The 20,678-nt window shown below is 68.0% G+C and carries 20 protein-coding genes and 1 pseudogene; 10 read left to right on the top strand and 11 right to left on the bottom strand.

Features of this window, described 5'->3' with window-relative positions:
- Window positions 1-221: 221 nt before the first annotated feature.
- Window positions 222-566: a DoxX family protein gene (locus ACZ1DY_RS25110; RefSeq protein ID WP_465481048.1), complete on the bottom strand. Its 345-nt coding sequence runs from the start codon at window positions 564-566 to the stop codon at window positions 222-224.
- 103 nt (window positions 567-669) lie between these two features.
- Between ACZ1DY_RS25110 and ACZ1DY_RS25105 the strand changes: the two genes are divergently transcribed.
- Entirely contained in the window at window positions 670-927 is a 258-nt protein-coding gene (locus ACZ1DY_RS25105; RefSeq protein ID WP_465481047.1) for a hypothetical protein, read from the top strand.
- Between the two features lie 52 nt (window positions 928-979).
- Window positions 980-1,144: pseudogene (locus ACZ1DY_RS25100) on the top strand (cytochrome P450); the annotation flags it as partial.
- Between the two features lie 81 nt (window positions 1,145-1,225).
- Here ACZ1DY_RS25100 and ACZ1DY_RS25095 read toward each other — a convergent pair.
- A complete protein-coding gene (locus ACZ1DY_RS25095) occupies window positions 1,226-1,573 on the bottom strand; it encodes an ArsR/SmtB family transcription factor (protein WP_126734659.1) in 348 nt (115 codons plus the stop codon).
- Window positions 1,574-1,746: 173 nt separating this feature from the next.
- On the opposite strand from ACZ1DY_RS25095, the gene ACZ1DY_RS25090 reads away from it, so the two are divergent.
- Complete coding sequence (locus tag ACZ1DY_RS25090) at window positions 1,747-3,216, top strand: MFS transporter (RefSeq protein WP_257486159.1); 1,470 nt, start codon at window positions 1,747-1,749, stop codon at window positions 3,214-3,216.
- A gap of 46 nt (window positions 3,217-3,262) precedes the next feature.
- Here ACZ1DY_RS25090 and ACZ1DY_RS25085 read toward each other — a convergent pair whose 3' ends face one another.
- The 6 genes from ACZ1DY_RS25085 to ACZ1DY_RS25060 form a co-directional block, all read right to left on the bottom strand.
- Window positions 3,263-4,141 carry a Gfo/Idh/MocA family protein gene (locus ACZ1DY_RS25085; protein ID WP_465481046.1) on the bottom strand — a complete coding sequence of 293 codons (879 nt, stop codon included), beginning with the start codon at window positions 4,139-4,141 and terminating at the stop codon, window positions 3,263-3,265.
- A complete protein-coding gene (locus tag ACZ1DY_RS25080) occupies window positions 4,138-4,617 on the bottom strand; it encodes a flavin reductase family protein (protein ID WP_126734656.1) in 480 nt (159 codons plus the stop codon). The genes ACZ1DY_RS25085 and ACZ1DY_RS25080 overlap by 4 nt, the downstream gene beginning before the upstream one ends.
- 25 nt (window positions 4,618-4,642) lie before the next feature.
- Window positions 4,643-6,076 carry an alpha,alpha-trehalose-phosphate synthase (UDP-forming) gene (locus ACZ1DY_RS25075; RefSeq protein ID WP_465481045.1) on the bottom strand — a complete coding sequence of 478 codons (1,434 nt, stop codon included), beginning with the start codon at window positions 6,074-6,076 and terminating at the stop codon, window positions 4,643-4,645.
- Window positions 6,077-6,154: 78 nt separating this feature from the next.
- Complete coding sequence (locus tag ACZ1DY_RS25070; RefSeq protein WP_465481044.1) at window positions 6,155-7,276, bottom strand: zinc-dependent alcohol dehydrogenase; 1,122 nt, start codon at window positions 7,274-7,276, stop codon at window positions 6,155-6,157.
- A 51-nt stretch (window positions 7,277-7,327) separates the two neighbouring features.
- Window positions 7,328-8,557: an acyl-CoA dehydrogenase family protein gene (locus ACZ1DY_RS25065; RefSeq protein WP_465481043.1), complete on the bottom strand. Its 1,230-nt coding sequence runs from the start codon at window positions 8,555-8,557 to the stop codon at window positions 7,328-7,330.
- A gap of 217 nt (window positions 8,558-8,774) precedes the next feature.
- A complete protein-coding gene (locus tag ACZ1DY_RS25060) occupies window positions 8,775-9,221 on the bottom strand; it encodes a hypothetical protein (RefSeq protein ID WP_465481042.1) in 447 nt (148 codons plus the stop codon).
- A gap of 55 nt (window positions 9,222-9,276) precedes the next feature.
- Between ACZ1DY_RS25060 and ACZ1DY_RS25055 the strand changes: the two genes are divergently transcribed.
- Window positions 9,277-9,600 (top strand): XF1762 family protein, encoded by a 324-nt coding sequence (locus ACZ1DY_RS25055; protein WP_465481041.1) that lies wholly within the window; start codon window positions 9,277-9,279, stop codon window positions 9,598-9,600.
- A 282-nt stretch (window positions 9,601-9,882) separates the two neighbouring features.
- Here ACZ1DY_RS25055 and ACZ1DY_RS25050 read toward each other — a convergent pair whose 3' ends face one another.
- Window positions 9,883-10,008, bottom strand: a complete 126-nt coding sequence (locus ACZ1DY_RS25050; RefSeq protein ID WP_257486163.1) for a hypothetical protein — start codon at window positions 10,006-10,008, stop codon at window positions 9,883-9,885.
- Window positions 10,009-10,074: 66 nt separating this feature from the next.
- Between ACZ1DY_RS25050 and ACZ1DY_RS25045 the strand changes: the two genes are divergently transcribed.
- From ACZ1DY_RS25045 to ACZ1DY_RS25020, 6 genes are read left to right on the top strand one after another with little or no spacing between them, the layout of a single operon-like run.
- Window positions 10,075-10,914, top strand: a complete 840-nt coding sequence (locus ACZ1DY_RS25045; RefSeq protein WP_465481040.1) for a 2-amino-3,7-dideoxy-D-threo-hept-6-ulosonate synthase — start codon at window positions 10,075-10,077, stop codon at window positions 10,912-10,914.
- Window positions 10,911-12,038, top strand: coding sequence for a 3-dehydroquinate synthase II (locus ACZ1DY_RS25040; RefSeq protein WP_257486165.1), 1,128 nt, complete (start codon window positions 10,911-10,913; stop codon window positions 12,036-12,038). The genes ACZ1DY_RS25045 and ACZ1DY_RS25040 overlap by 4 nt, the downstream gene beginning before the upstream one ends.
- Window positions 12,039-12,063: 25 nt before the next feature.
- Window positions 12,064-13,557, top strand: a complete 1,494-nt coding sequence (locus ACZ1DY_RS25035; protein ID WP_465481039.1) for a class I adenylate-forming enzyme family protein — start codon at window positions 12,064-12,066, stop codon at window positions 13,555-13,557.
- 8 nt (window positions 13,558-13,565) lie between these two features.
- The gene (aroF, locus tag ACZ1DY_RS25030; RefSeq protein ID WP_465481038.1) at window positions 13,566-14,651 is read left to right on the top strand and encodes a 3-deoxy-7-phosphoheptulonate synthase; all 1,086 of its coding nucleotides are present in this window, start codon (window positions 13,566-13,568) and stop codon (window positions 14,649-14,651) included.
- A complete protein-coding gene (locus ACZ1DY_RS25025; RefSeq protein ID WP_465481037.1) occupies window positions 14,644-16,290 on the top strand; it encodes an HAL/PAL/TAL family ammonia-lyase in 1,647 nt (548 codons plus the stop codon). Before aroF ends, ACZ1DY_RS25025 begins: the two co-directional genes overlap by 8 nt.
- 10 nt (window positions 16,291-16,300) lie before the next feature.
- Window positions 16,301-17,734 (top strand): phenylacetate--CoA ligase family protein, encoded by a 1,434-nt coding sequence (locus ACZ1DY_RS25020; RefSeq protein ID WP_465481036.1) that lies wholly within the window; start codon window positions 16,301-16,303, stop codon window positions 17,732-17,734.
- Window positions 17,735-17,763: 29 nt separating this feature from the next.
- Here ACZ1DY_RS25020 and ACZ1DY_RS25015 read toward each other — a convergent pair whose 3' ends face one another.
- On the bottom strand, window positions 17,764-18,759 hold the full coding sequence (locus tag ACZ1DY_RS25015) for an LLM class F420-dependent oxidoreductase (protein WP_465485706.1): 996 nt from the start codon (window positions 18,757-18,759) through the stop codon (window positions 17,764-17,766).
- A gap of 93 nt (window positions 18,760-18,852) precedes the next feature.
- Complete coding sequence (gene asnB / locus ACZ1DY_RS25010) at window positions 18,853-20,673, bottom strand: asparagine synthase (glutamine-hydrolyzing) (RefSeq protein ID WP_465481035.1); 1,821 nt, start codon at window positions 20,671-20,673, stop codon at window positions 18,853-18,855.
- Window positions 20,674-20,678: the final 5 nt, after the last annotated feature.

The following is a 20,678-nucleotide window of genomic DNA, read 5'->3' as shown; positions in this document are numbered from 1 at the left end:
TCGCCCGGCTCTGATGCCCGCCGAACGTTCGCTCGCACCGCCAGTCCACTAAGGACTGACAGGTTAAGGCGGGCCGCAGGTGGTCGGCCGGCCGAGCAGGCTGAACGGGACGCCTTCGAGGTAGGCGCGGGTACAGACAGGCCGGGTCGATGAGCACGCAGACCTCTTCGGCGGCCCCGCGCGCCGCACTCTCACGGCACAGAGCGGTCGCGGGGCGCTTCTCAGACGGCTGTGCTCAAGGCCAAAGTGGCGATGGCCAAGAGGAGGAACGGGTATTGCAGACCAAAGGAGTAGTCGCGTGCTCTCAAGTGGGTCACGATGGCTGCGCCGAAGAAGAGAACGAGACCGGCCGCGGCGGCGATGGCGATCATCGGTATCCAGAAACCGATGAGCAGTCCCAGCGCGGCCACTGCCTTGGGGACTCCGAGCCAGGGCATCCACCGCCGAGGCACGCCGACCGTGTCCATGGCGACGCCGACACGTTCCCACCGCACGAAGTCGGCACCGGCCGAAAACAGGCAGTACGCGATGGTCGTTACGGCGACGATGACGTAGGCAATAGTCATGGGCCACGGCTCCAGGGGGTTCAGCCAATAGGACGCTTCCGCCGCTATGACGGATGAGCCGGTTCAGAGGTAACAGCGACGACGATTTACTTCAGGCAGTTGAGTGCACAAGGAAGTCCTCGGTCTGATCGTGGGCCTGATGTTCCTCTTCGGGTTCGGCAACGTCCTGGCCTTCGGTCTCCGGCTCGGCGTATCCGGTTGGGTCACTCCGTTGGTCGCGCCCGCCGTAGACCTGTCGGTGCTGGCTCCACTGATAGCCATCCGGCAGCTCTCGCTGCGTGGCGCCGCGGCGGAGGTGATCCGGCCGGCGCGGGGATTGCTGCTGGTCTCGGTCGCCCGCCGCTGCGACCGGGCCGCGTGAATTCACTGGTCAGCGTCGGTGAACGACTTTTGGAACCCCACACGTCGCCTTCGGGCACGGTGCACACCACTGTCTCGGGTCGCCGCTGGCGCGGACGGAATTGCGCACCGCCCTGCCGGCGTTGCTGCGACGATTCCCTGGTCTCGCGATGGCGGATCCCGGCGACCAGGTGGACTTCCGCGTCTTCAGCCTGGTTTACGGGGTTCGCGCGTTGTGAGTGAGCGCAGGTCGGCAAGACGGATGGCCATCGGTGGTCGTGAGTGATCGCCACTCACAATCACCCCGCCGAAGGGGCAACTCAGCCCGCGGAAACGGGCAGCGAAGTCTTCTCGGACTCCTGTGCGCAGCCGAGGATCGACGCGAGCAGACCCGGGTAGCGCTCGGCGAGGTCTTCGGTGCGCAACGAGAGCAGGTTCTCGCGGCCGGCCGGGCGCTGCCAGATCACGCCGGAGTCCCTCAGCACCCGCCAGTGGTGGGTCAGGGTGGACTTCGACATCGTGGCGTCGAGGTCGGCGCCGACGGTCCCGCAGGCCTGCTCGCCACGCTGAGCGAGGATCCGGACGATGTTCAGCCGGATGGGGTTGCCCAAGGCCGCGAGCACGTTCTCCAGTCGGATCTGGTCACGTTCGGGGTGCTGGGCAATCATGCCCGCGAGTGTAGACGATTGTGCGGCCGGACGCGCACTATCGTACGGTCGCTTTCCGGCTACAGTACGTCAACTCACGAACCAATCCCGCGACCCGGGTTCCCCTTAGCTCGATAGTACGTTAAATTTCGTACAGTCGTACTTCTGCTGACCTGAACTTGGAGTCGCGTGCCATGTCGTCACCCTCTACAGCGGCGGGCCACCGTTCGCTCGGCTGGACTCTGGCGCTGCTCGCGCTGGCACAGCTGATCTTCTCCCTCGACCTGAACATCGTCTTCGTCGCGCTGCCCGAGATCGGCGCGGACCTGGGCTTCTCCGATCAGACCCTGCAGTGGGTCGTCGGCGCCTACGCGGTCTTCGCCGGTGGCTTCCTGCTGTTCGGCGGCCGGGCGGCGGACCTGTTCGGGCGCCGCAGGGTGTTCGTGATCGCGTTGACGCTCTACGCGCTGTCGTCGCTCGCCGGCGGCCTCGCCACCAGCCCGACGATGATCATCGTCGCCCGCGCCGTGCAGGGCATCGGCGGCGCGCTGCTGTTGCCGTCCACGCTGTCCCTGATCAACACCCTGTTCGAAGAAGGCCCTCGCCGGAACAAGGCACTCGCCGTCTGGGGCGGCGCAGGCGCGAGCGGTCTCACGGTGGGAGCGCTGCTGGGCGGGCTCCTCACCCAGGGATTCGGCTGGCCCGCGGTCTTCTACGTCAACGTCCCGCTCGCGGGGATCGTGGCCCTCGCCGCGCTGTACTTCATCCCGCGCGACGAGCGCCGGACCGACTCCCGCAAGTTCGATTTCCCGGGCGCGCTGACGGTCACCATCGGCGCGACGCTGCTGGTGTACGTCCTGGTCCAGGGCCCCGAGGACGGCTGGAACTCCGTCGGCATCCTCGTCGCGGCCGCGCTGGCGGTTCTCCTGCTGATCGCCTTCGCCGTCATCGAGGCGCGCAGCTCGGACCCGCTGATGCCGTTGCGGCTGTTCAGCAACCGCAGTCTCCTCGTGGGTATCACGGTCACCTTCATCTACATGGGGACCTTCGGCGCGTTGCCGTACTTCCTCACGACCCTGTTCCAGGGCGTCCACCGGTTCTCCGCGCTGGAGACAGGGCTCGCCTTCCTGGTCCCGTCGCTTGCCATCGCGACCGGCACTCAGCTCGGCGGCAAGATCGCGACCCGGCTGGGAGTCCGCCCGACGTTGTGGATCGGCTTCGGTATCGGCATCGTCGGCACCGCGGCGCTCGCCATCGGCTTCGACGCGAACAGTTCGTACCTGGTCGCGGTGCCCGGTCTGATCATCTCCGGCGTGGGCCAGGGTCTCGTGTGGACAGCCATGTTCATCGCCGCGTCGTCCGGTGTGGCACCGGAGGAACAGGGCGTCGCCAACGGGATGGCCACCACGACGCTGAACCTCGGTTACGCGATCGGCCTCGCCATCCTGATCGCCGTCGCCAACGCCGGAACCGCCGGGCTTTCCGGTGAAGAGGCGCGGATCGCGTCGGCCGACGGCGGCTTCGTCGCCGTTCTGCTCGCGGCCGCGGGAATGCTGCTGGGATTGCTGATCACTCTCGTCCACCCCAGGACTTCCGAGTCGCCCGTCCCCGAAGGCGACCAGAAGGCCGGCGAGAGCGAGCCCGCGACAGCGCGAGTCCCGTAGCCGCCTCGGGGGTCGCGGCGGGCCGGACCGCCGCGACCCCCACCCCTCACCCTGCCGCCGCGTCGATCTCCTCGAGCAGCCGCGCGCAGCGGGTGATGTCGCCGCTGGTGGGCGGTTCCCAGCTCACGACGCCGTGGAGCTCGTCCAGCCAGGCGGGGACCACGGCGGCCGCGTCAGGTGGCGGGTGCGTCTCGGCCCGGTGCCCGGTATCGGTGACGACCACGAGCCGCCCGCCGCTCACCGTGCTCGATCCCCGCGCGCAGTCGACGCGGACGTCGAAGCCGCCGGGTCTCGACCTCCATCCACAATGGAGCGTCGCCGGCACACCGGCCCAGTCCAGGCGAGCCGTTCCGCCGACGTCCACCGCGATTCCCGGAGCCCGTTCCTTGACGGCGGAGACGACCCCGAGACCGGCACCGGGCCGTAGCCACAGCAGCAGGTCGAGCAAATGGATCCCGAGGTCGGCGAAGCCGCCGATGCCGCCCTGACGGGGCTCCAGCATCCACGCGGTCCGTCCGCGGAACCAGCCGTCGAGCAATCCCGGATGGGAGAAGCGGGCCCGCACCGACGTCACCGGACCACAGGGTTCCTCCAAAAGAAAGGTGCGCAGCCCGCGCAAGGCGGGGGCGCACCGCAGGAACATGGCCGTGGTCACCGGGACCGCGGTCGCATCGATCAGGGACGTGAGCTCGCCGGTCTCCGCGACCGTCGCGGCGAGAGGCTTTTCCACCAACGTGGGTTTCGCCGCTGCTATCGCCGCTCGCAGCAACCGCGGATGATCCGCGGTCACGGAGTCGATGATGACGGCGTCGGCGTGGTCGAGTCCGGAGACCTCGGTGGCCCGGGGATCGCGCCGGATCGCCTCGCGGTGGTCCGCCAGGTGCGGATGCGCGCTCCCGAGGATCGCGACCCGCACCGGCGTCACCGGGGCTCCGGCCGGGTGAACGACCGGTCGACGTATACCAGGGGATCACCGTCGCCCACGTGCACGGCCTCCACGAGGCCGATGAGGATGCTGTGATCCCCACCGTCCTTGATGGAATGGGTGGAGCACGACAACCGCGCCACCGCCTGCGGCAATCCGGGCAGCCCGTGCTCGACGGGGACCGCGTCGCCGGCGCTGAACCGGTCGACGCCCGAGGTCGCGAAGCGCGAAGCGACGTCTTCCTGGGACTGGCCCAGCACGTTGATCAGGAACCTGGCCGACGTCGTGAACGCGCGATGGGTGCTGGCCTTCTTGCCGAGGCACACCAGAACGAGCGGCGGGTCCAGGGACAGGGAACTGAACGAGGTTCCGGTGAAGCCCCAGCGCCGCCCCGACTCGTCCGCCGTGGTGACCACGGTGACCGGCCCGGGAACGCGGGTCATGGCGCGGGTGAAGTCTTCCGCGAGAACAGGCATGTTTCCCCCAATTGCTGTGTGGTGGCTAGAACGCGACCTTGACGTGCTCGGTCGCGAGTTCGTCGAGGAACGACGATGCCCAATGGTCGATGTCGTGGTCGAGCACGTGGTCACGCAGCCGTCGCATCCGGCTCCGGATTTCGGCCGGGGGCAGGAAGACGGCCTGCGTGATCGCCTGTTTGACCTCGTCGACGTGGTACGGATTGACCAGGAACGAATCCGTGAGTTCCCCGGCGGCGCCGGCGAATTCGCTCAGCACCAGCGCGCCGGTCAGGTCGTGGCGGCTGGCGACGTACTCCTTGCACACCAGGTTCATACCGTCCCTGAGCGGGGTCACCACCGCCACGTCGGCGGCGCGGTAGAACGCCGCCAGTTCGCGCTGGTCGATCGAGGAGTGCAGGTAGTGCACGGCCGGGTGACCCACCGCGCCGAATTCGCCGTTGAGCCTGCCCACCTCGCGCTCCACCGCGCGCCGCATCAGGCGGTAGTGCTCGACCCGTTCGCGGCTGGGGATGGCGATCTGCACCATGACGGTGTCCCGGGCGTGGAGCCGCCCTTCGCGCAGCAACTCTCCCAGCGCGTGGAGACGGACGTCGATGCCCTTGGTGTAGTCGAGGCGATCCACCCCCAGCAGCACCCGCCGCGGATTCCCGAGCGTGGCCCGGATCTGCTCCGCGCGCTCCTGCACTCGCGGATCCCTGGACAGGGTGTCCCAGGTGCCCGCGTCGATGGAGATCGGGAACGAGCCGACGGACACCGACCGGTGGCCGAGGTCGATCGCGCCGCCCAGCGGCCCCGTGCCGACCTGTCTCGGCACCTGCGCCGCCCCGGTCAGCGTGCGGCTGAGCCAGAGGAAGTTCTGGGCCGCGCCCGGCCGCTGGAACCCGATCAGGTCGGCCCCCAGCAGCCCGCGCACGATCTCGGTCCGCCAGGGCAGGCGCATGAACAACTCGACCGGCGGGAACGGGATGTGCAGGAAGAAACCGATCCGGACGTCGGGACGCAGCTCGCGCACCATCGCCGGAGCCAGCTGTAGCTGGTAGTCGTGGATCCACACGGTGGCGCCGGGCGCGCTGACTTCCGCGGCGGCTTCGGCGAACCGCCGATTGACCTCGACGTAGCTGTCCCACCAGCTTCGCCGGTATTCGGGCGGCATCACGACATCGTGGTACAGCGGCCACAACGTGGAGTTGGAGAATCCTTCGTAGAACGAGGCGACAGCGTGCTCGTCGAGTGAGACGGGCGAAAGCCGGATCCCGCCGACGGAGTCGGGCGGGGTCACGTCGCCCGAGATCCCCGGCCAGCCGACCCAGGTACCGCTTCGCTTGCGCAGCAACGGTTCCAGCGCGTTCACCAGACCTCCTGGGCTCCGGCGCCAGACCTCGGCCCCGGTTCCGGTGCGGTGCATGCTCGCCGGCAAACGGTTGGCGACGACCACGAATTCCGAACGATCGGTCATGAACCTCTCCCGGTGAGGGCGACCAAGGAAGCGAAGCCGCCGGGGAGAGGGACGCCGTTGTCCCCCCTCCCGGTGAGATCACCCCCTGAAGTCCACGATGGTCTTCAGGTCGGTGGTGGTGCGGTAGTTCTCGAAGATCGACACCAGCTGGTCGTAGTCGTCGAACCGGCAGACCGACGACAGCAGGCTCGGGCCGTCAACGACGCCGCTCATCAGGATCTGCATCGCGGAGTAGATCACGTTGGCACTGTGGTGCATGGGGAAACTGGACACGTCGAACGGCGCCGACATGATGTTGATCCCCTTGGCCAGCATCAGCCACGTGTCGAACTTCTGCATCTCCTGCGAGGCCCCGTAGAGCACATAGCGGCCGCGCGGCTTGAGCTTGCGCATCGCCATCCGGCGCGGATCACGCTCTTCGTCGACGTTCTTGATGGTGGGCAGCGTGTCGAAGACGTAGTCGAAGGTGCCCTCGTTGACCGCCGTGTTCAGTTCGTCCGGCAGGTACGCGTGGTCGGAAAAGTTCTGCGCGGCGTACTCGTTCCGGTTCGGGTTGAGGTCCACCGAGACCACCGAATTGGGGGCGAAGAGCCGCTTGATGATCCGGCCGGCGATGACCCCGATGGGCCCGGTGCCGAGGATCAGGACCTTGTCCCCGATATGGGGCGGGTTGCTCAGGATGGACCGCAGCGCGCCCGTGGTCGGCTCGATGAACGAGCACTCCAGATCGCTCATCTCGGCCGGGATCTTCACCGCCGCCGCGCGACGGTCGTCGAGGAAGTTCCGGTCGGTCCAGAAGACGTCGCGCTTTACCTGCCCGGAGAAGATCGGCCGGACCGACCGGTACTCGGCCAGCCCTTCGAAGTCCGTCTGTCCCCAGTAGACGACCCGGTCGCCGATCTCCAGGCCGGCGCTGTCGTTGTCGAAGTTCGAGCCGATCTCGACGACCTCGCCGAGGTACTCGTGGCCGAGCACGACGGGGTACTGCGGCGGGAACAGGTGTCCCTCGAACACCGAAATGTCCGTCGAGCAGATCGACACGCAGCGGGTCTTGAGCAGCAGGCCGTCCTCGGGAGTCGCCGGAACGGGCACCGTCGCCAATTCCGTCTTCCTCGGCGCGGTCAGGTGGAAGGCCTTCATGGTGGCCGGAAGCGGAAGGTCCGAACGGCCCTTTGTCGTGGACACGGAGGTGGTCATCATCAATCCCCTCAGAAAAGTACAAGAAAATGTGCGGACTCGGGAAAGGGCGCGTCAGCGGCGCATGAGCAATTTCCCGGTCAACAGGTACTGGCCCACCATCTCGAAATGCGAATGCGACAGGGTCACGTGCTTGACCGCCGAACGCACGTCCCGGAGATTCCGTTCGAGCCTGCTCGCCGTGTACAGCGAACTCGTGCCCGCGTACTGGTGGGCGGTGTCGACGACCTGGCAGGCGTTCTCCGCGACCGTCGCCACCGTCAGCCGGATCAGCGAGGTCAGTTCGTCACCGCCGTCCGCGCCGTGTTCGGTGGCCTGCTGGGCCGCGTGTGCCAGGACGAGGCGGCTGCTGTGCACGGCCATCTCCATCCTGGCCAGCTTGTCCTGGACCACGTGGCTGCCCGCCAGGGTGCTCGACCCGCCTGCCGGCGTCTTGTGGAGCGCGAGGTCCTTGAACGTGCGCAACGCGTCCTGGGCGATTCCCAGCGCGGTGGACGACGACGTGAACGGCCCGAAGTCGTAATAGCTGATCCCGTAGGCCCGGGAGTCGCGAGGAAGCGGCGCCGCGTGCATGGTGGCCACGTCCACGGTGTGGTCCTCGCTCACGAAGACGTCGTCGACCAGGTAACTCACGCTTCCGGTGCCCCGCAGGCCGAGTGTGTGCCAGTCGTCGACGAACGTGACGCTGGAACGCGGAAGGAACAGCATCCGGAGGACCGGGCCCGCTTCCCCGAGCCGCGGCTTCCCGTCGTCGGTGACACGGGCCGCGCACACCAGCCAGTCAGCGTGCGCCGAGCCGCTGGCGAAGGACCATTTCCCATTGAGCCGGAAACCGCCTTCGACGGCTTCGGCGGTCCCGGAGGGGTTGACCCCTCCGACGACCAGCTTGTCGCTCTCGGCGAAGAGCTTGCGGGAGGTCTCCTCGGGCAGGTAGTCGGAGAGCCTGCCGATCGCGCCCTGGACGCCGACCTGCCAGGCCACCGACGCGTCGAGGCGCGCCAGTGCCTGGATGACGGCCGAGCCGGTGGCGATGCCCACCTGGCCACCGCCGAATTCGCGGGAGACCCACATTCTGTGCAGTCCTGCTTCGCGAACGGCGTCGAGCGTCTCGGCCGAGGTCACGCGCCGATCTTCGTTGTCGTTTCTGTACTTCTCGATCACGGGCGCTATCTTGTCGACCTTTGCCAGCCATTCCTGAATTTCGCGGGTTGGCTGCGGCCGGTCGAGAAGGCGCGGCAAAGCTTCATCCAATGACAATTTTCCCCCATCCCCAAATGGAATCATCGCCTCAGAACAAGGCTTCGATAGTCTTAGGTTCCTCGAACTATCGAAGCAATGATTACCTGGGCACCGCCACACGAGCAAGGGGCATGTTCGCATCTGGGAGTGATCTAGGTCACGGGGGAAACATGTTCGCCCGAACGGCGGTACTGGATCAGTCCAACGGCGCAACGTTTCGCCCGAAATGACTTCCTTTTCGGGCGTGATACCGATCAGTCGGTCAGAAATTCGTATCGCGGTGCGGCAAAATTACCCACATCGGCAGTGGTGGTCGTTTATGTCCACAATGGACTTCCGTTGGCACCGTTTTCCTTTGCTGGCTCACAGTCAGCGCCTCCTCACGTTCGGTGGGTACCGAATCCGTCCTCATTGGAAATACTGTGTTTCTTTCAGGTGAACCGGATCGGCGTTCACGTCGCGACAGTCCGAACTGGCAGAACGGGTAAAGGATTACCGCAGGCCGGCCGATCGGGCTGCGCTGGTCGCCCTGTTGCGTTTCATGCCCGACGACCAGAACCCGCGCGCCGCGCCCGGCTTCCACCGCGCGATGCTTCCCCCGGGCAGTTTCCTGGCGGTCTCCCATATCCACGTCGTGCCCGAGGACGTCGAGACCCAGAACGCGGGCAAGAAGGTGGCGCAGGAGTACGGGCGGCGGACCGACCACCACGCCGCGATCATGCCGGTCGCGGGAACAGCTCGGCGAGTTCTTCGGCGACCTGGAGGTGGTAAGCGTCGAGGTGACACGCACCTGCACGACCGGGACTCGCAACGCCAACTCCAAGCCGTGCGGAGTTTCGTGGCGTGTCGCTCGGCCCCTCGGGTTCCTGCGCCTGATCACCGACACGCAGGACGGGGAGAGCGGAGCGAGTCTGCGTGCGGCGGGGTTTCGTCCGGTCGCAGGCGGGTTGGTCCACAGTGTCCCGACCACGCGAGTCCCGTGGTGTCGACGGGGCCGGCGAACGCGGTGGGAGATCCGGGCGGAGCGGTGGTTCACCCGATCGGGCAGGTCTCCGGCTCGGCTCAGGTTTGCCTTGTGCGCCAGCTGATTCAGCTGGCGATCGACCGACGCTGCAGCGCCTGATCAGCTGATCCGTTGTCACGAGCCCGCACGTCTGCGGGCGCCGGAACCGTCCGGTGACGCAGCCGTGGCGGGGCGATCCATGCTGTCCGCATCTGATGGTCGGGTTCTCGTCGACGTTTGCGACCGGGCGGGTGTCGGGGCCGCCGTAGTGCTCGCCGAAATCTAGTCGATACAGAGGGCTTCGGCCGTGTCCTCGATGCGGGCGGCGGGGCGCTGCATCGACGGTGGGCTCGCCTAGCCCGGTCGGCTACAGCCGTGCCTGGCTCGCGGCGATCCCCGCCCGGAAGTCGTCCTCGCAGGCGCTGCTCCGCCGCGAGAGCGCGCCCGCGACCTCGCCACCTCGGCCGTGCTCCTGGTGTAGCCGGATGGGCATATCCGAGGAGTCTTATCCCCTTGTCCCGCCCGGGAGATGCTCTGTGCCACCACGGGAGGAGGCGGCATGACGAAGGGAGAGTGGTCAGGAGTGACCAGTCACAGCCACGTCGGCACGGCGGTGCGGCTCAACCGGCTTTCCCGCTTTCGCGACGGACGTTTTCTCTTCATCCCCCTGGACCATTCTGTCTCGGATGGTCCGATCGCCGACGCGGCCCCCTTCCGTGATCTGGTGCGGTCACTGGTCGCCGGCGGCGCCGACGCGCTGGTGGTGCACCGGGGGAGGGCACGGTCGCTGCCGCCCTCGCTGCTGGCGGAGTGCCCGGTGATCATGCATATGAGCGCGAGTACCGCCCAAGGCCGCGATCCGGACGAAAAGGTGCTGGTCGCCGCCGTCGAGGACGCCGTCCGGCTGGGGGCCGACGCGGTGAGCGTGCACGTCAACATCGGCTCGGACACCGAGGCGGCCCAGCTCGCCGATCTGGGTGCGGTGGCGGCGCGCTGCGATCAGTGGGGCCTGCCGCTGCTGGCGATGATCTACCCCCGCGGCCCCCGGGTGGACAACCCGCACGAGGTCACGCTGCTGCGCCATGTCGTCAACATCGCCGCAGACCTTGGCGCCGACCTGGTCAAGACGACCTGGTGCGACCCGGCCGAGGAGATGGCCGCGGTGGTAGCCAGCAGCCCCATTCCGGTCCTGGTGGCGGGCGGCCCCGGCCGCGGCGCCGACCTGGTTGCCTACGGGCAGGCGGCGATGGCGGCCGGGTGCGGTGGCCTGGCGATCGGCCGCCGGGTCTTCCAGCACCCGCAGCCGGGCGTGATGGTCCGGCGGCTCGCCGAGGTGGTGCATCAGGACATGGGCAATTCCCTTACCGATCCGCTACGAGCATTGGCAGGTTCTTCGTGAAATTCGCATGGATCGATCTTCGTTCGCTGTCCGGACAGCGGCGTGACGCCGTGGTGGACGCCGCGGTGCACGCCCGGGTGGACGCGGTGGTCGACGACAAGCCCGACGTGCTGGCCACCCTGCCGCCGACCGTGCGGAAGGTACTGGTGGGCCCGATGCCCGCCGACACGGGCTCTGTGGAGGTCGAACACAACCCGGTCGCCGACGTGCTCGTGTGTGAGATCAGCTCGACCGCGGAGCTGGACCGGCTGAAGTCCTTGCGTGGCACGGCCGAACAGCAGCTCGGCGCGTATGTCTACATCACCGACGACGCCTCGCTGCAGCTGGCCTGCGCGGCAGCCATGGTCCTGCCCTGCACCGTGGTCCGCTTCCGTGATCCCACCAAGATCCCGCTGGAGATCGTGATCGCCGCGGCCGACAAGAGCCCCGGTGTGCTCATCTGCGCGGCCGAGGACGTGGCCGAGGCCGAGATCATCCTGGACGTGCTGGAGAAGGGCTCCGAAGGCGTGCTTCTCGCGTCGGGCGAGGTCGAAGAGGTCTTCGCGTTGGAACGGTTGCTGCGTAGCGAAACCCCGCAGCTCGCCCTGACCAAGCTGACGGTCGAGTCGATCGAGCACAGCGGTCTCGGCGACCGGGTCTGCGTGGACACCTGCACCCATTTCGAGAAGGACGAAGGCATCCTGGTCGGTTCGTACGCGCACGGTTTCATCTTGTGTGCCAGCGAAACCCACCCGCTGCCCTATATGCCGACCCGGCCGTTCCGGGTCAACGCGGGCGCGCTGCACTCGTACGCGGTCGGTCTGGACAACCGCACCAACTACCTCAGCGAGCTGCAAGCCGGAAGCACTGTGCTGGCGGTCGCCGCGGACGGGCGGACCCGGCGCGTCGTGGTGGGCCGGGTGAAGCTGGAATCCCGCCCGCTGCTCACCATCAAAACGGTGTCCGAGGACGGCCATTCGGTGAGCCTGATCGTGCAGGACGACTGGCATGTCCGCGTGCTGGGTCCGGGCGGCGCCGTGCTCAACGTGACCGAGCTGAAACCCGGCGACCACGTGCTCGGCTATCTCGCCACCGACAAGCGTCACGTCGGCTGGCCAGTCGGCGAGTTCTGCATCGAGAAGTAGGCGCCACGCGGGGGATGGGACGATCGTGGATACCGAACACTGGTGGGGATCTCCGCTGCTGAACCGCTGGTCTTCCGACGCCGTCTGGGCGTCCGGCAGCCGGGACGTGTCGTACGGCGAGCTGCGCGAGCGGGTGGCGCAACTGGTCAACGTGTTCGGTATCGCGGGTATCGGGCCGGGCAGCACGGTGGTGTTGCGGCTGTTGCCCAGCCTGACCCTGTTGTGGGCGCTGTTCGCGCTGTGGTCGCGGGGAGCGCAGGTGATCCTGGTCGATCCGCGGCTGACCCGCGAGCAGGTCGGCAGGCTGGTGGAGTTCTGCCAGCCGCAGCACCATCTCAGCTCGGGCGGGGCGAATTCCGCGATCGTGCCGTTCCACTCCGAGTGCGAGGTCGTCATCGAGCCGCGCCGCAAGGGGCTGCCGGCGCAGACGGAGCACTGCCTGGTGCAGCTCACCTCCGGAACCACCGGCAAGCCGAGGGTGGTGGCTCGGACCGCCGAGTCCCTGCTGGACGAGATCGACCGATTCGGTGGCATCCCGGACATGCCCCGACGCGGTGAGCGGCTCCTCCTGCTCAGCTCACTGGTGCATCCGTTCGGCCTGGTCGGCGGTGTCCTGCACGCGATGCGGGCAGGCGTGGGGCTGGTTTTCGGGCAGAGCTACCGGCCTGACGAGATCCTCCGGACCCTGTCCACTTCGGCGGCCGAGGCGGTGTTCGGCACGCCGTGGCATTTTTCGCTGCTCAACCGGGCCGAGCAGGTGCCGGAGCTGCCGGGGTTCCGGCTCGCGGTGTCCAGCGGGGAGATCCTGCCCCCTCGGCTGTCCGACCAGTTCGAGCGACGCTTCGGCGTGCGCATCGGCCAGGCGTACGGAACCACCGAGGTCGGTGTCATCGCCGCCGATCTGGCCGGGAACTGGCCACCGCCGTCGGTGGGCAGGCCCGCCCCCGGGGTGGACATCCAGCTGCACGACGGTGAGCTCTGGGTCCGTACGGCACAAACCCCGTACCTGCGGAACCTGCTGGACGCGGGAGCGGACGCGACACCGTCCCGCTATGCCGACGGGTGGCTGAACACCCACGACAGGTGCGATTTCGACCCGGCCACCGGTGTGCTGCGGTTGCACGGCCGCGGCGATTCGACCGTCTCCGTCGGAATCGGCGAGATGCACCTGAGCCAGATCGAGGCGAAGCTGCGGACCCACGCCGAGGTCGCCGAGGTGGTCGTGGTCGCCGAACCGGCGCTGGAGCTCCACATCGGCACGGCGGGCGCGGTCAGTGAAGCGGAGCTGGCCCGCTGGTGCAGTGACCACATCGGACTGCACATCTCGCCGGACGACGTCTACCTGGTACCGGAGATTCCCCGTACCCACAACGGAAAACTGGTCCGAAGCAGGGAAATGCTCTATGCCGCCTACGCTTCGCGATCCCGGTTCCGCCGCTGGCACGCCGCCCGACGCCGGGCGCGGACCGCATCACCAGAAAGCACCGAGCGAACCAGTCCATCAGGGCTTGAGGAGTGACACCAACGATGGCCACTTACATCTGTCTCACCCGCGAAGGAGCCGAGGAGTCCGATCTCCGTGAACTGGCCGATCGGATCACCGCGTTGGGCGGCACGCTGGAGACCCGTTCCGCAGGCGGGCGCACCTTGCTGATCACCAAGGCGGATTCCGCGGTCGTGCTCGAAGCCGAGCTGACCCGCAGCGCCCAGGTGGCCAGGATCTTCGACGGCGACCGGCCCCATCCGCTCGCGGGTCTCGAGGCCTATCCGGAGCGGACCGTCGTGGACATCGGCGGAGTGCGGATCGGTGGCGGTCGGCCGGTGCTGATCGCCGGCCCCTGCTCGGCGGAAAACCCTGATGTGCTGATGGAGGCCGCCGCGGCGGTCAAGGCCTCGGGTGCGTCGATGCTGCGAGTCGGCATCTTCAAACCGCGGACCTCGCCGTACAGCTACCAGGGGCTCGGCCGCGACGGCCTGTCTGCGCTGCGGGACGCCCGCCAGGAGTTCGGTCTCCCGATCGTGAGCGAGGTGATGAGCGTCCGCGATCTGGACGCGGTCGCCGATTCGGTGGATCTGATGCAGGTGGGCGCCCGCAACATGCAGAACTACTCGCTGCTGGTCGAGATCGGCCGCACCGGGAGGCCGGTGCTGCTCAAACGCGGAATGGCGGCCACTGTGGCGGATTGGCTCAACGCCGCCGAATACCTGCTCGCCTACGGTTGCCGTGACGTGGTCCTGTGCGAGCGGGGCATCCGGACCTTCGAGCGCACCACCCGGTTCACCCTGGACCTCAACGCGGTCCCGGTGGTGAAGGAGCTGTCGCATCTGCCGGTGATCGTCGATCCCAGCCACGGCACCGGAGCCAGCCGCTATGTCGCGCCGATGTCCGCCGCGGCGATCGCGGCGGGCGCCGACGGGCTGATCATCGAGGTCCACCCCCGCCCGGACGAAGCGCTTTCGGACGGCGACCAGTCGCTGGACTTCGAGCAGTTCCACGCACTCAGCGCCCATGTCGGCAGGATCGCCGGCGCGCTGGACACCGGACTGGCGGCCGCTCCCGAGTCGCTCATGGCCGGTTCTCTGCCCACCAGGAACGGCAGGGCCCATGACTGAGACGGTTTCTCCGGAGTCCTTCGTTGACAGTGACGTGGCCGGGCTCGTCCTGGACGGCGACTCGCTGACGATCGAGGACGTGGTGCGGGTCGCGCGGGCGAGGGAGCTGCCGGTGCCGGTGGACATCGACCCCGTCGCCGTGTCCGGGATGGACGCCTCGGTCCGGCTCAAACAGAAGCTCATCGACCAGGAGATCCCGATCTACGGGGTCACCACCGGGTTCGGCGACAGCTGCATCCGGCAGATCTCCCCGGACAAGGCGCCGGAACTACAGCGGAACCTCGTGCTGTACCACCTCAACGGGGTGGGGCCGATCGCGTCCGCCGACGTGGTCAGGGCGACCATGCTGATCCGCGCCAACTGTCTGGTCCGCGGGCCGTCGGCGATCCGCCCGCACACCGTCCGGTCGTTGCTCGGGCTGCTCTCCGCCGACGTGGTGCCCGCCGTTCCGGAACGCGGCTCGCTCGGCGCCAGCGGTGATCTGGTCCCGCTCTGCTACGTGGCGGCCGCCTTGATCGGAGAAGGGGAGGTGCGCCACCGCGGCCGGACCCGCCCCGCGCTGGACGCGCTGGCGGAGGCCGGTGTGGCCCCGGTCGAACTCGCCGCCAAGGAAGGTTTGGCCCTGGTGAACGGAACCGCGTTCACCTCCGCCTTCGCGACACTGGCGTTGTGGGACGCGCGGGAGATCGCCTTCGCGGCGGATGTGGCGACCGCGATGACCTGTGAGGCGCTCGGCGGCAGCGCCTCACACTTCCATCCTTTCTTGCACAGGGCGAAACCACATCCGGGTCAGCGCACCAGCGCCGCCCTGATCCGCGAGCTGCTCGACGGGTCCGCGCTCACCACCGACTACCGGCAGATCGTGTCGGAGGAGGAAGCGCTGGACGGCCGTGGCTTCACCGAGCTCCGGGCCCGGATCCAGGACAAGTACTCGGTCCGGTGCGCACCCCATGTGACGGGAATGCTCCGCGACACCCTGGAGTGGGCGGATCGCTGGATCGAGATCGAGATCAATTCGTCCACCGACAACCCGCTGTTCGATGAGGAGAACGAAGAGGTGCACAACGGCGGGAACTTCTACGCGGGGCATGTCGGGCAGGCCATGGACAGCCTGAAGATCGCCGTGGCGAACGTCGCCGATCTGCTTGACCGGCAGCTGGCACTGGTCGTGGACGAGAAGTTCAACGGCGGGCTGCCGCCGAACCTGGTGCGGCCCAGGGAGGCCGCCGACCACGACGCCGGGCTGCACCACGGTTTCAAGGGTATGCAGATCGCGGCCTCGGCGGTGACCGCAGAGGCGCTGAAAACCACCTCGGCGGCGACCGCGTTCTCCCGGTCCACCGAGGCGCACAACCAGGACAAGGTCAGCATGGGCACGATCGCGGCACGGGACGCCCGCACCGTGGTCGAGCTGACCAGGGACGTGGCCGCCATCCATCTGCTGGCGCTGGCGCAGGCGATCGAGCTGCGCGGGGTGCGCCTCGCCTCGACCGCGAGCCGCCGGGTGCACGAGCTGATACGTGCGCAGGCGCCGTTCGTCGATCGGGACCGGCGGATGGATGGCGACATCCGCCGGGTCGCCGAGCTGATCCGATCCGGCGCGCTGCGAGCCGTCGCCGCCGGACAACCGAGCGAATAGAGGAGTTTCCATGCTATTGCTACGTGACGACCGCGCTCGCGCGGAATGTGCCTCCCTGCAACAGCAACACACCGAGCTGGTCGGCGCGGTCCATCGTGGCGAGGCGGATCTGGCCCGAGTGCAGTCGGAAAAGCTGTTCGCCACGATGCGGGCGGCGCTCGGCTCGCGGATGTACGACTCGATGATCCCGCCCGAAGTGCGTGAGGTGCTGGCCAGTGGCAGAGTGCCCGGCGGCACGGAGATCCACGCCTTGTTCGACAAGCTGCCGTTTCTCGGCAAACAGGAACTTGGCGAACGCGGGCGCTCGGCGTTCACCCGCTCGGTGTCGGAGTTCCTGCACTACTACGAATCCTCCGGAACCACGGGCAGTCCGTCCGCCGCGCCGAAAGCGATCGACGACCTCGTGGTCAACACCATCAACATCGGTGAGATGTGGGGGCGGTTCCTGCGGCCGGAGGACGTGGGGCTGATTCTGATCAACGCGCCGTTCGCCCCGGCCGCCTACCAGTTCGAGAAAATCCTCGAATACCTCCAGGTGATGTCCTTCCGGCCGTGGGTGGACAACATCACCGGCGACTACACCCGGGTACTCCGGCTGGTCGAGGAACTGGAGGCGAACGTCTTCATCGGCCCGCCTTCCCGTCTGCTGGAAATGGTGCAGTTCGCGTACCGCAAGGGATTGCCCGCGCCGCGGTTCGACCGGTTGTTACTGATGGCCGAGCAGACGGGGGAGAGTTTCGTCCGGCACCTGGAGCGGCTGACCGGCGCGACGGCGTACGTCGCTTCCTACGGTTCGTCCGAGACGGGCACGCCGGCGGTCACCTGCGGGCACCGCAAACTGCATCTGCAACCGCAGAGCTTCCTGCTGGAACTCGTCGACGACGAGGGCGTGCGCAGGGTGACCGGCGCCGCCGACCGCGGCGAGCTGGTGATCACCACCCTGGACATGCCCGCCCGGCCGCTGTTGCGCTACCGCACCGGTGACCTGGTGGAGATCGACGACACCCCGTGCCCGTGCGGTCTCTCGCTGCCCGTGCTGAACACCCTCGGCCGCGCGCAGGACCTGTTGGTGCTGGAGGAGAACGGCATCCGGCAGGGTGATCTCGAAGCGGCGCTGTGGGCGGACGAACCGGTCGGCGGTACGGTGTTCAACTACATGATGGTGGTCAAGAACCACCGGGTCCTCGTGCTGGTCACCACCGACGGCGACGGCGGTGACGAGTGGAGCGCCAGGCTGGCCGGGAAACTGCGGCCGCTCTTCGGTTCCTACGAGGTGCTGGTGCGCGCGGTGCCGACCCTGCCACCGCTGGCCTCGCTCGGCCAGTACCTCGGCTGGAAGCTGTCACGGGTGCTGGACCTCAACGAGGAACGCAACTGGGACCGGCTCCCCGAGCCGATCCTGGCCATCGTCCAGGCCACCCTGCTCGAAGTCGCCGAACGCTGACCCCCCCACAGAGGGGCTCGTGAGTGCACTCACGAGCCCCTCGTCCTCGTCGGTTCAGGGGCCAGCGCGCGCACGGCCTGCCGCATACCGTGCAGGCCGGTGCCGTATTCGGGGGCGGGCTGGACCGAGAGGACCGGGGTGGTGACTCCGGCCTCGACATAGGCCCGGACCTGGTCCTGGCACTGCCCTGGGCTGCCGTGGATGAGCAGATCGTCGATCACCTGGTCCGGCACAGCCGACAGGGCACCGCGGTAGTCGCCCGCCGCAATCGCCGCCTGTGCCGGGGCGAGCAGTTCCCCACGCCCGAGCCATTCGTGGAAGGCCGCGTAATTGGGCGAGGTGATCACGCCGGTCATGATGCGCCTGCCCACTTCCCGCGCGTAGTCCGCGTCGGTGGTCGGGCAGACGAACAGCCTGGCGACCAGTTCCTTGCCGTCCCCGTCCGCGCCGATCGTGGCGGCCACCTGCTTGACGTCCGCCGGGGACAGGAAGTTGATAATGGCGCCGTCGGCCTCACGCACCGCCAAGCGGAGCATGCGCGGGCGCAGTGCCGCGACCATCACCGGAACCTGTCGCGGCGGAAGGCTCACCTGGAACCGCTCGATGGAGAAGGTGCCGAAGTCGCCGGCGACCACCTCGCCGTCCAGCGCGCGCCGCAGGAACCGCACCATGTCACGGACCCGGTCGAAGGGCTGTTCGAACGGGATGCCGTTGATCCGTTCGACGAACATCGGCCCGGACGAGCCGACCCCCAGTACGAACCCGGCGGGCGCCGCGTTCGCCATGGTGGCCGCCGTCATCGCCAGCAGCGCAGGTCCCCGGGTCTGCACCGGCACGATCGCCGTGCCGACGCGGAGGGAAGGCGCGAAAGCGGTGGCCAGTGCGAGCGGGGTGAAACCGTCCGCGTGGCCCGCTTCCCCGGACCAGACATCGGTGAAGCCGAGATCCGGAAGTTCCGTCACCAGCTCGCGGTATGCCGAAAGCGGCACTGTCTCGATGGGCAGTGTGAGACCGTAACGGCGCATCGCGTCCAGCTCCTCGGCGGTTGCCTTCATACGTACGAAACGCAGGCTAGGGCCGTCGCACGGCTGCCGGGATCACGCGAATCCGCCACCCGCTCAAGGACGGACGGCGATCCGGTACTGCCGGAGCCACGCGTCCAGCAGCAACGCCCGCGGCAGCACCGGCGGCGGGCTGTAGGTCCCGTTCGACCAGGCGTCACTGTCCACCATGGCGCGCAAGGTCCCCTCGTCGAACAGCTGCCGCGCGGGGGACGTGGAGTCGGAGAGCATGTCCCGGACACCGTCGCGCACGGCGAGGAGGTACTCCGGATTCTGCCCGAACGGGAAGCCGCTCTTCTTGCGCCGCACCACATCCTCCGGCAGCAGATCGGCGACCGCGTCCCGCAGCAGTCCTTTTTCCTGTTGTCCCGTGTACTTCTGCGACCAAGGCACGTTCCAGAGGTACTCGACCAGGCGATGATCGCAGAACGGCACCCGGACCTCGAGTCCGGAGGCCATGCTCATCCGGTCCTTGCGGTCCAGCAGGAACGGCAGGAAACGGGTGAGCTGCACGTAGAACATCTCACGCATCCGCCGCCCGGCCGCGGATTCCCCGTCCAGGCGGGGCACTTCGCGCAGCGCTTCGGCATAGCGTTCGAGGACAGCCGAGTTGAGGTCGAGATGCGCCCGCAGATCCGCGGAAAGCACGGCATTGCGATCGCCGACGCCCGCCGACCACGGAAAGCTCGTCGCCGGTTCGGGCGAGACGGCGGTGAACCACGGGAAACCGCCGAAGATGTCGTCCGAGCCCTCGCCGGAGAAGACGACCGTGGCGTGCTTGCGGACCTCTTGGAACAGCAGGTACAGCGAGACGTCCAGATCGCCGACGCCGGGAATGTCCCTGGCACGCAAGGTGGTGCCCATTTCCTCCAGCAGGGCAGGCGCGTCGAGCACGACCTCGGTGTGCTTGGTGCCCAGATGCGCCACGACGGCCGACACGTACGGCGCGTCCCGGCTGATGTGCAGCGCGTCCGCGGTGAAGTCGGTCTCGCTGTCCGCGAAGTCGACGGAGTAGGTTTCCAGCGGGCCGGTGCCGTCCGGATCCGTCGCGGCCAGTGCGCACAGCACGCTCGAGTCCAGGCCACCGGAGAGCAGGGCGCCGAAGGGGGCGTCCGACACGAGTTGCTCACGCACCACGGTTTCCAGCAGCTCGCGCACCTTCGCGGTGGTGTCGGCCAGGTTCTTCTCGTGTTCGGCGCTGCGCAGTGACCAGTATCGGCGCTGCCGCGTGCCGTCCGGGGTGACTCGCACCGTGTAGCCGGGACGGACCTCGCGCAGGCCGCGGAAAACGGCGTCGCCCGGTCGTTTCGCGGCGACCACGAACACATCGACCAGACCTTCCGCGTCCACCACCGGCTCGAACAACGGGTTCGCCAGCACCGCCTTCGGCTCGGAGCCGAAGAGCAGCCCGCCATCGTATTCCGCGTAGTACAAGGGTTTCACGCCGAGCCTGTCCCGCCCGAGCAGCAGCGTCCGCTCCCGTTCGTCCCAGATGGCGAAGGCGAACACCCCGTACAGTCGGGTGACGCATTCCTCGCCCCACTCGCGATAGGCGCGCAGCAGCACTTCCGCGTCCGAGTCGGTGCGGAACACCTGTCCCCGGCCGCGCAGTTCGGCACGCAGCTCGCGGTAGTTGTAGATCTCCCCGCTGAAGCTCAGTACCGTGTGGCTGTCTTCGTCACCGTCGAGCATCGGCTGGGTGCCGCCGGATACGTCGATGACGGCCAGCCTGCGGTGGCCGAGGGCGGCGTGCCGGGACGTCCAGACCCCGCCGTCGTCCGGTCCACGGTTGGTCATCGTGGTCGTCATGGCCTGTATCGTCGGCAGTTCGGTGGTGAGATCACGCTGCCAGTCGAGCCAGCCGGCGATGCCGGACATCTCGG

It is taken from the genome of Amycolatopsis sp. PSD-21 (genome assembly GCF_055561455.1).
This window is presented reverse-complemented; position numbering and strand designations above follow the sequence as displayed.

Excerpts from the sequence above, each read along its gene's own strand:
- ACZ1DY_RS25045 (WP_465481040.1), top strand. The coding sequence starts at position 10,075 with ATGACGAAGGGAGAGTGGTCAGGAGTGACCAGTCACAGCCACGTCGGC.
- asnB (WP_465481035.1), bottom strand. The coding sequence starts at position 20,673 with ATGTCCGGCATCGCCGGCTGGCTCGACTGGCAGCGTGATCTCACCACC.
- ACZ1DY_RS25070 (WP_465481044.1), bottom strand. The coding sequence starts at position 7,276 with ATGATGACCACCTCCGTGTCCACGACAAAGGGCCGTTCGGACCTTCCG.
- ACZ1DY_RS25095 (WP_126734659.1), bottom strand. The coding sequence starts at position 1,573 with ATGATTGCCCAGCACCCCGAACGTGACCAGATCCGACTGGAGAACGTG.
- aroF (WP_465481038.1), top strand. The coding sequence starts at position 13,566 with ATGGCCACTTACATCTGTCTCACCCGCGAAGGAGCCGAGGAGTCCGAT.
- ACZ1DY_RS25015 (WP_465485706.1), bottom strand. The coding sequence starts at position 18,759 with ATGCGCCGTTACGGTCTCACACTGCCCATCGAGACAGTGCCGCTTTCG.
- ACZ1DY_RS25110 (WP_465481048.1), bottom strand. The coding sequence starts at position 566 with ATGACTATTGCCTACGTCATCGTCGCCGTAACGACCATCGCGTACTGC.
- ACZ1DY_RS25025 (WP_465481037.1), top strand. The coding sequence starts at position 14,644 with ATGACTGAGACGGTTTCTCCGGAGTCCTTCGTTGACAGTGACGTGGCC.
- ACZ1DY_RS25090 (WP_257486159.1), top strand. The coding sequence starts at position 1,747 with ATGTCGTCACCCTCTACAGCGGCGGGCCACCGTTCGCTCGGCTGGACT.
- ACZ1DY_RS25080 (WP_126734656.1), bottom strand. The coding sequence starts at position 4,617 with ATGCCTGTTCTCGCGGAAGACTTCACCCGCGCCATGACCCGCGTTCCC.
- ACZ1DY_RS25065 (WP_465481043.1), bottom strand. The coding sequence starts at position 8,557 with ATGATTCCATTTGGGGATGGGGGAAAATTGTCATTGGATGAAGCTTTG.
- ACZ1DY_RS25050 (WP_257486163.1), bottom strand. The coding sequence starts at position 10,008 with ATGCCCATCCGGCTACACCAGGAGCACGGCCGAGGTGGCGAGGTCGCG.
- ACZ1DY_RS25075 (WP_465481045.1), bottom strand. The coding sequence starts at position 6,076 with ATGACCGATCGTTCGGAATTCGTGGTCGTCGCCAACCGTTTGCCGGCG.
- ACZ1DY_RS25020 (WP_465481036.1), top strand. The coding sequence starts at position 16,301 with ATGCTATTGCTACGTGACGACCGCGCTCGCGCGGAATGTGCCTCCCTG.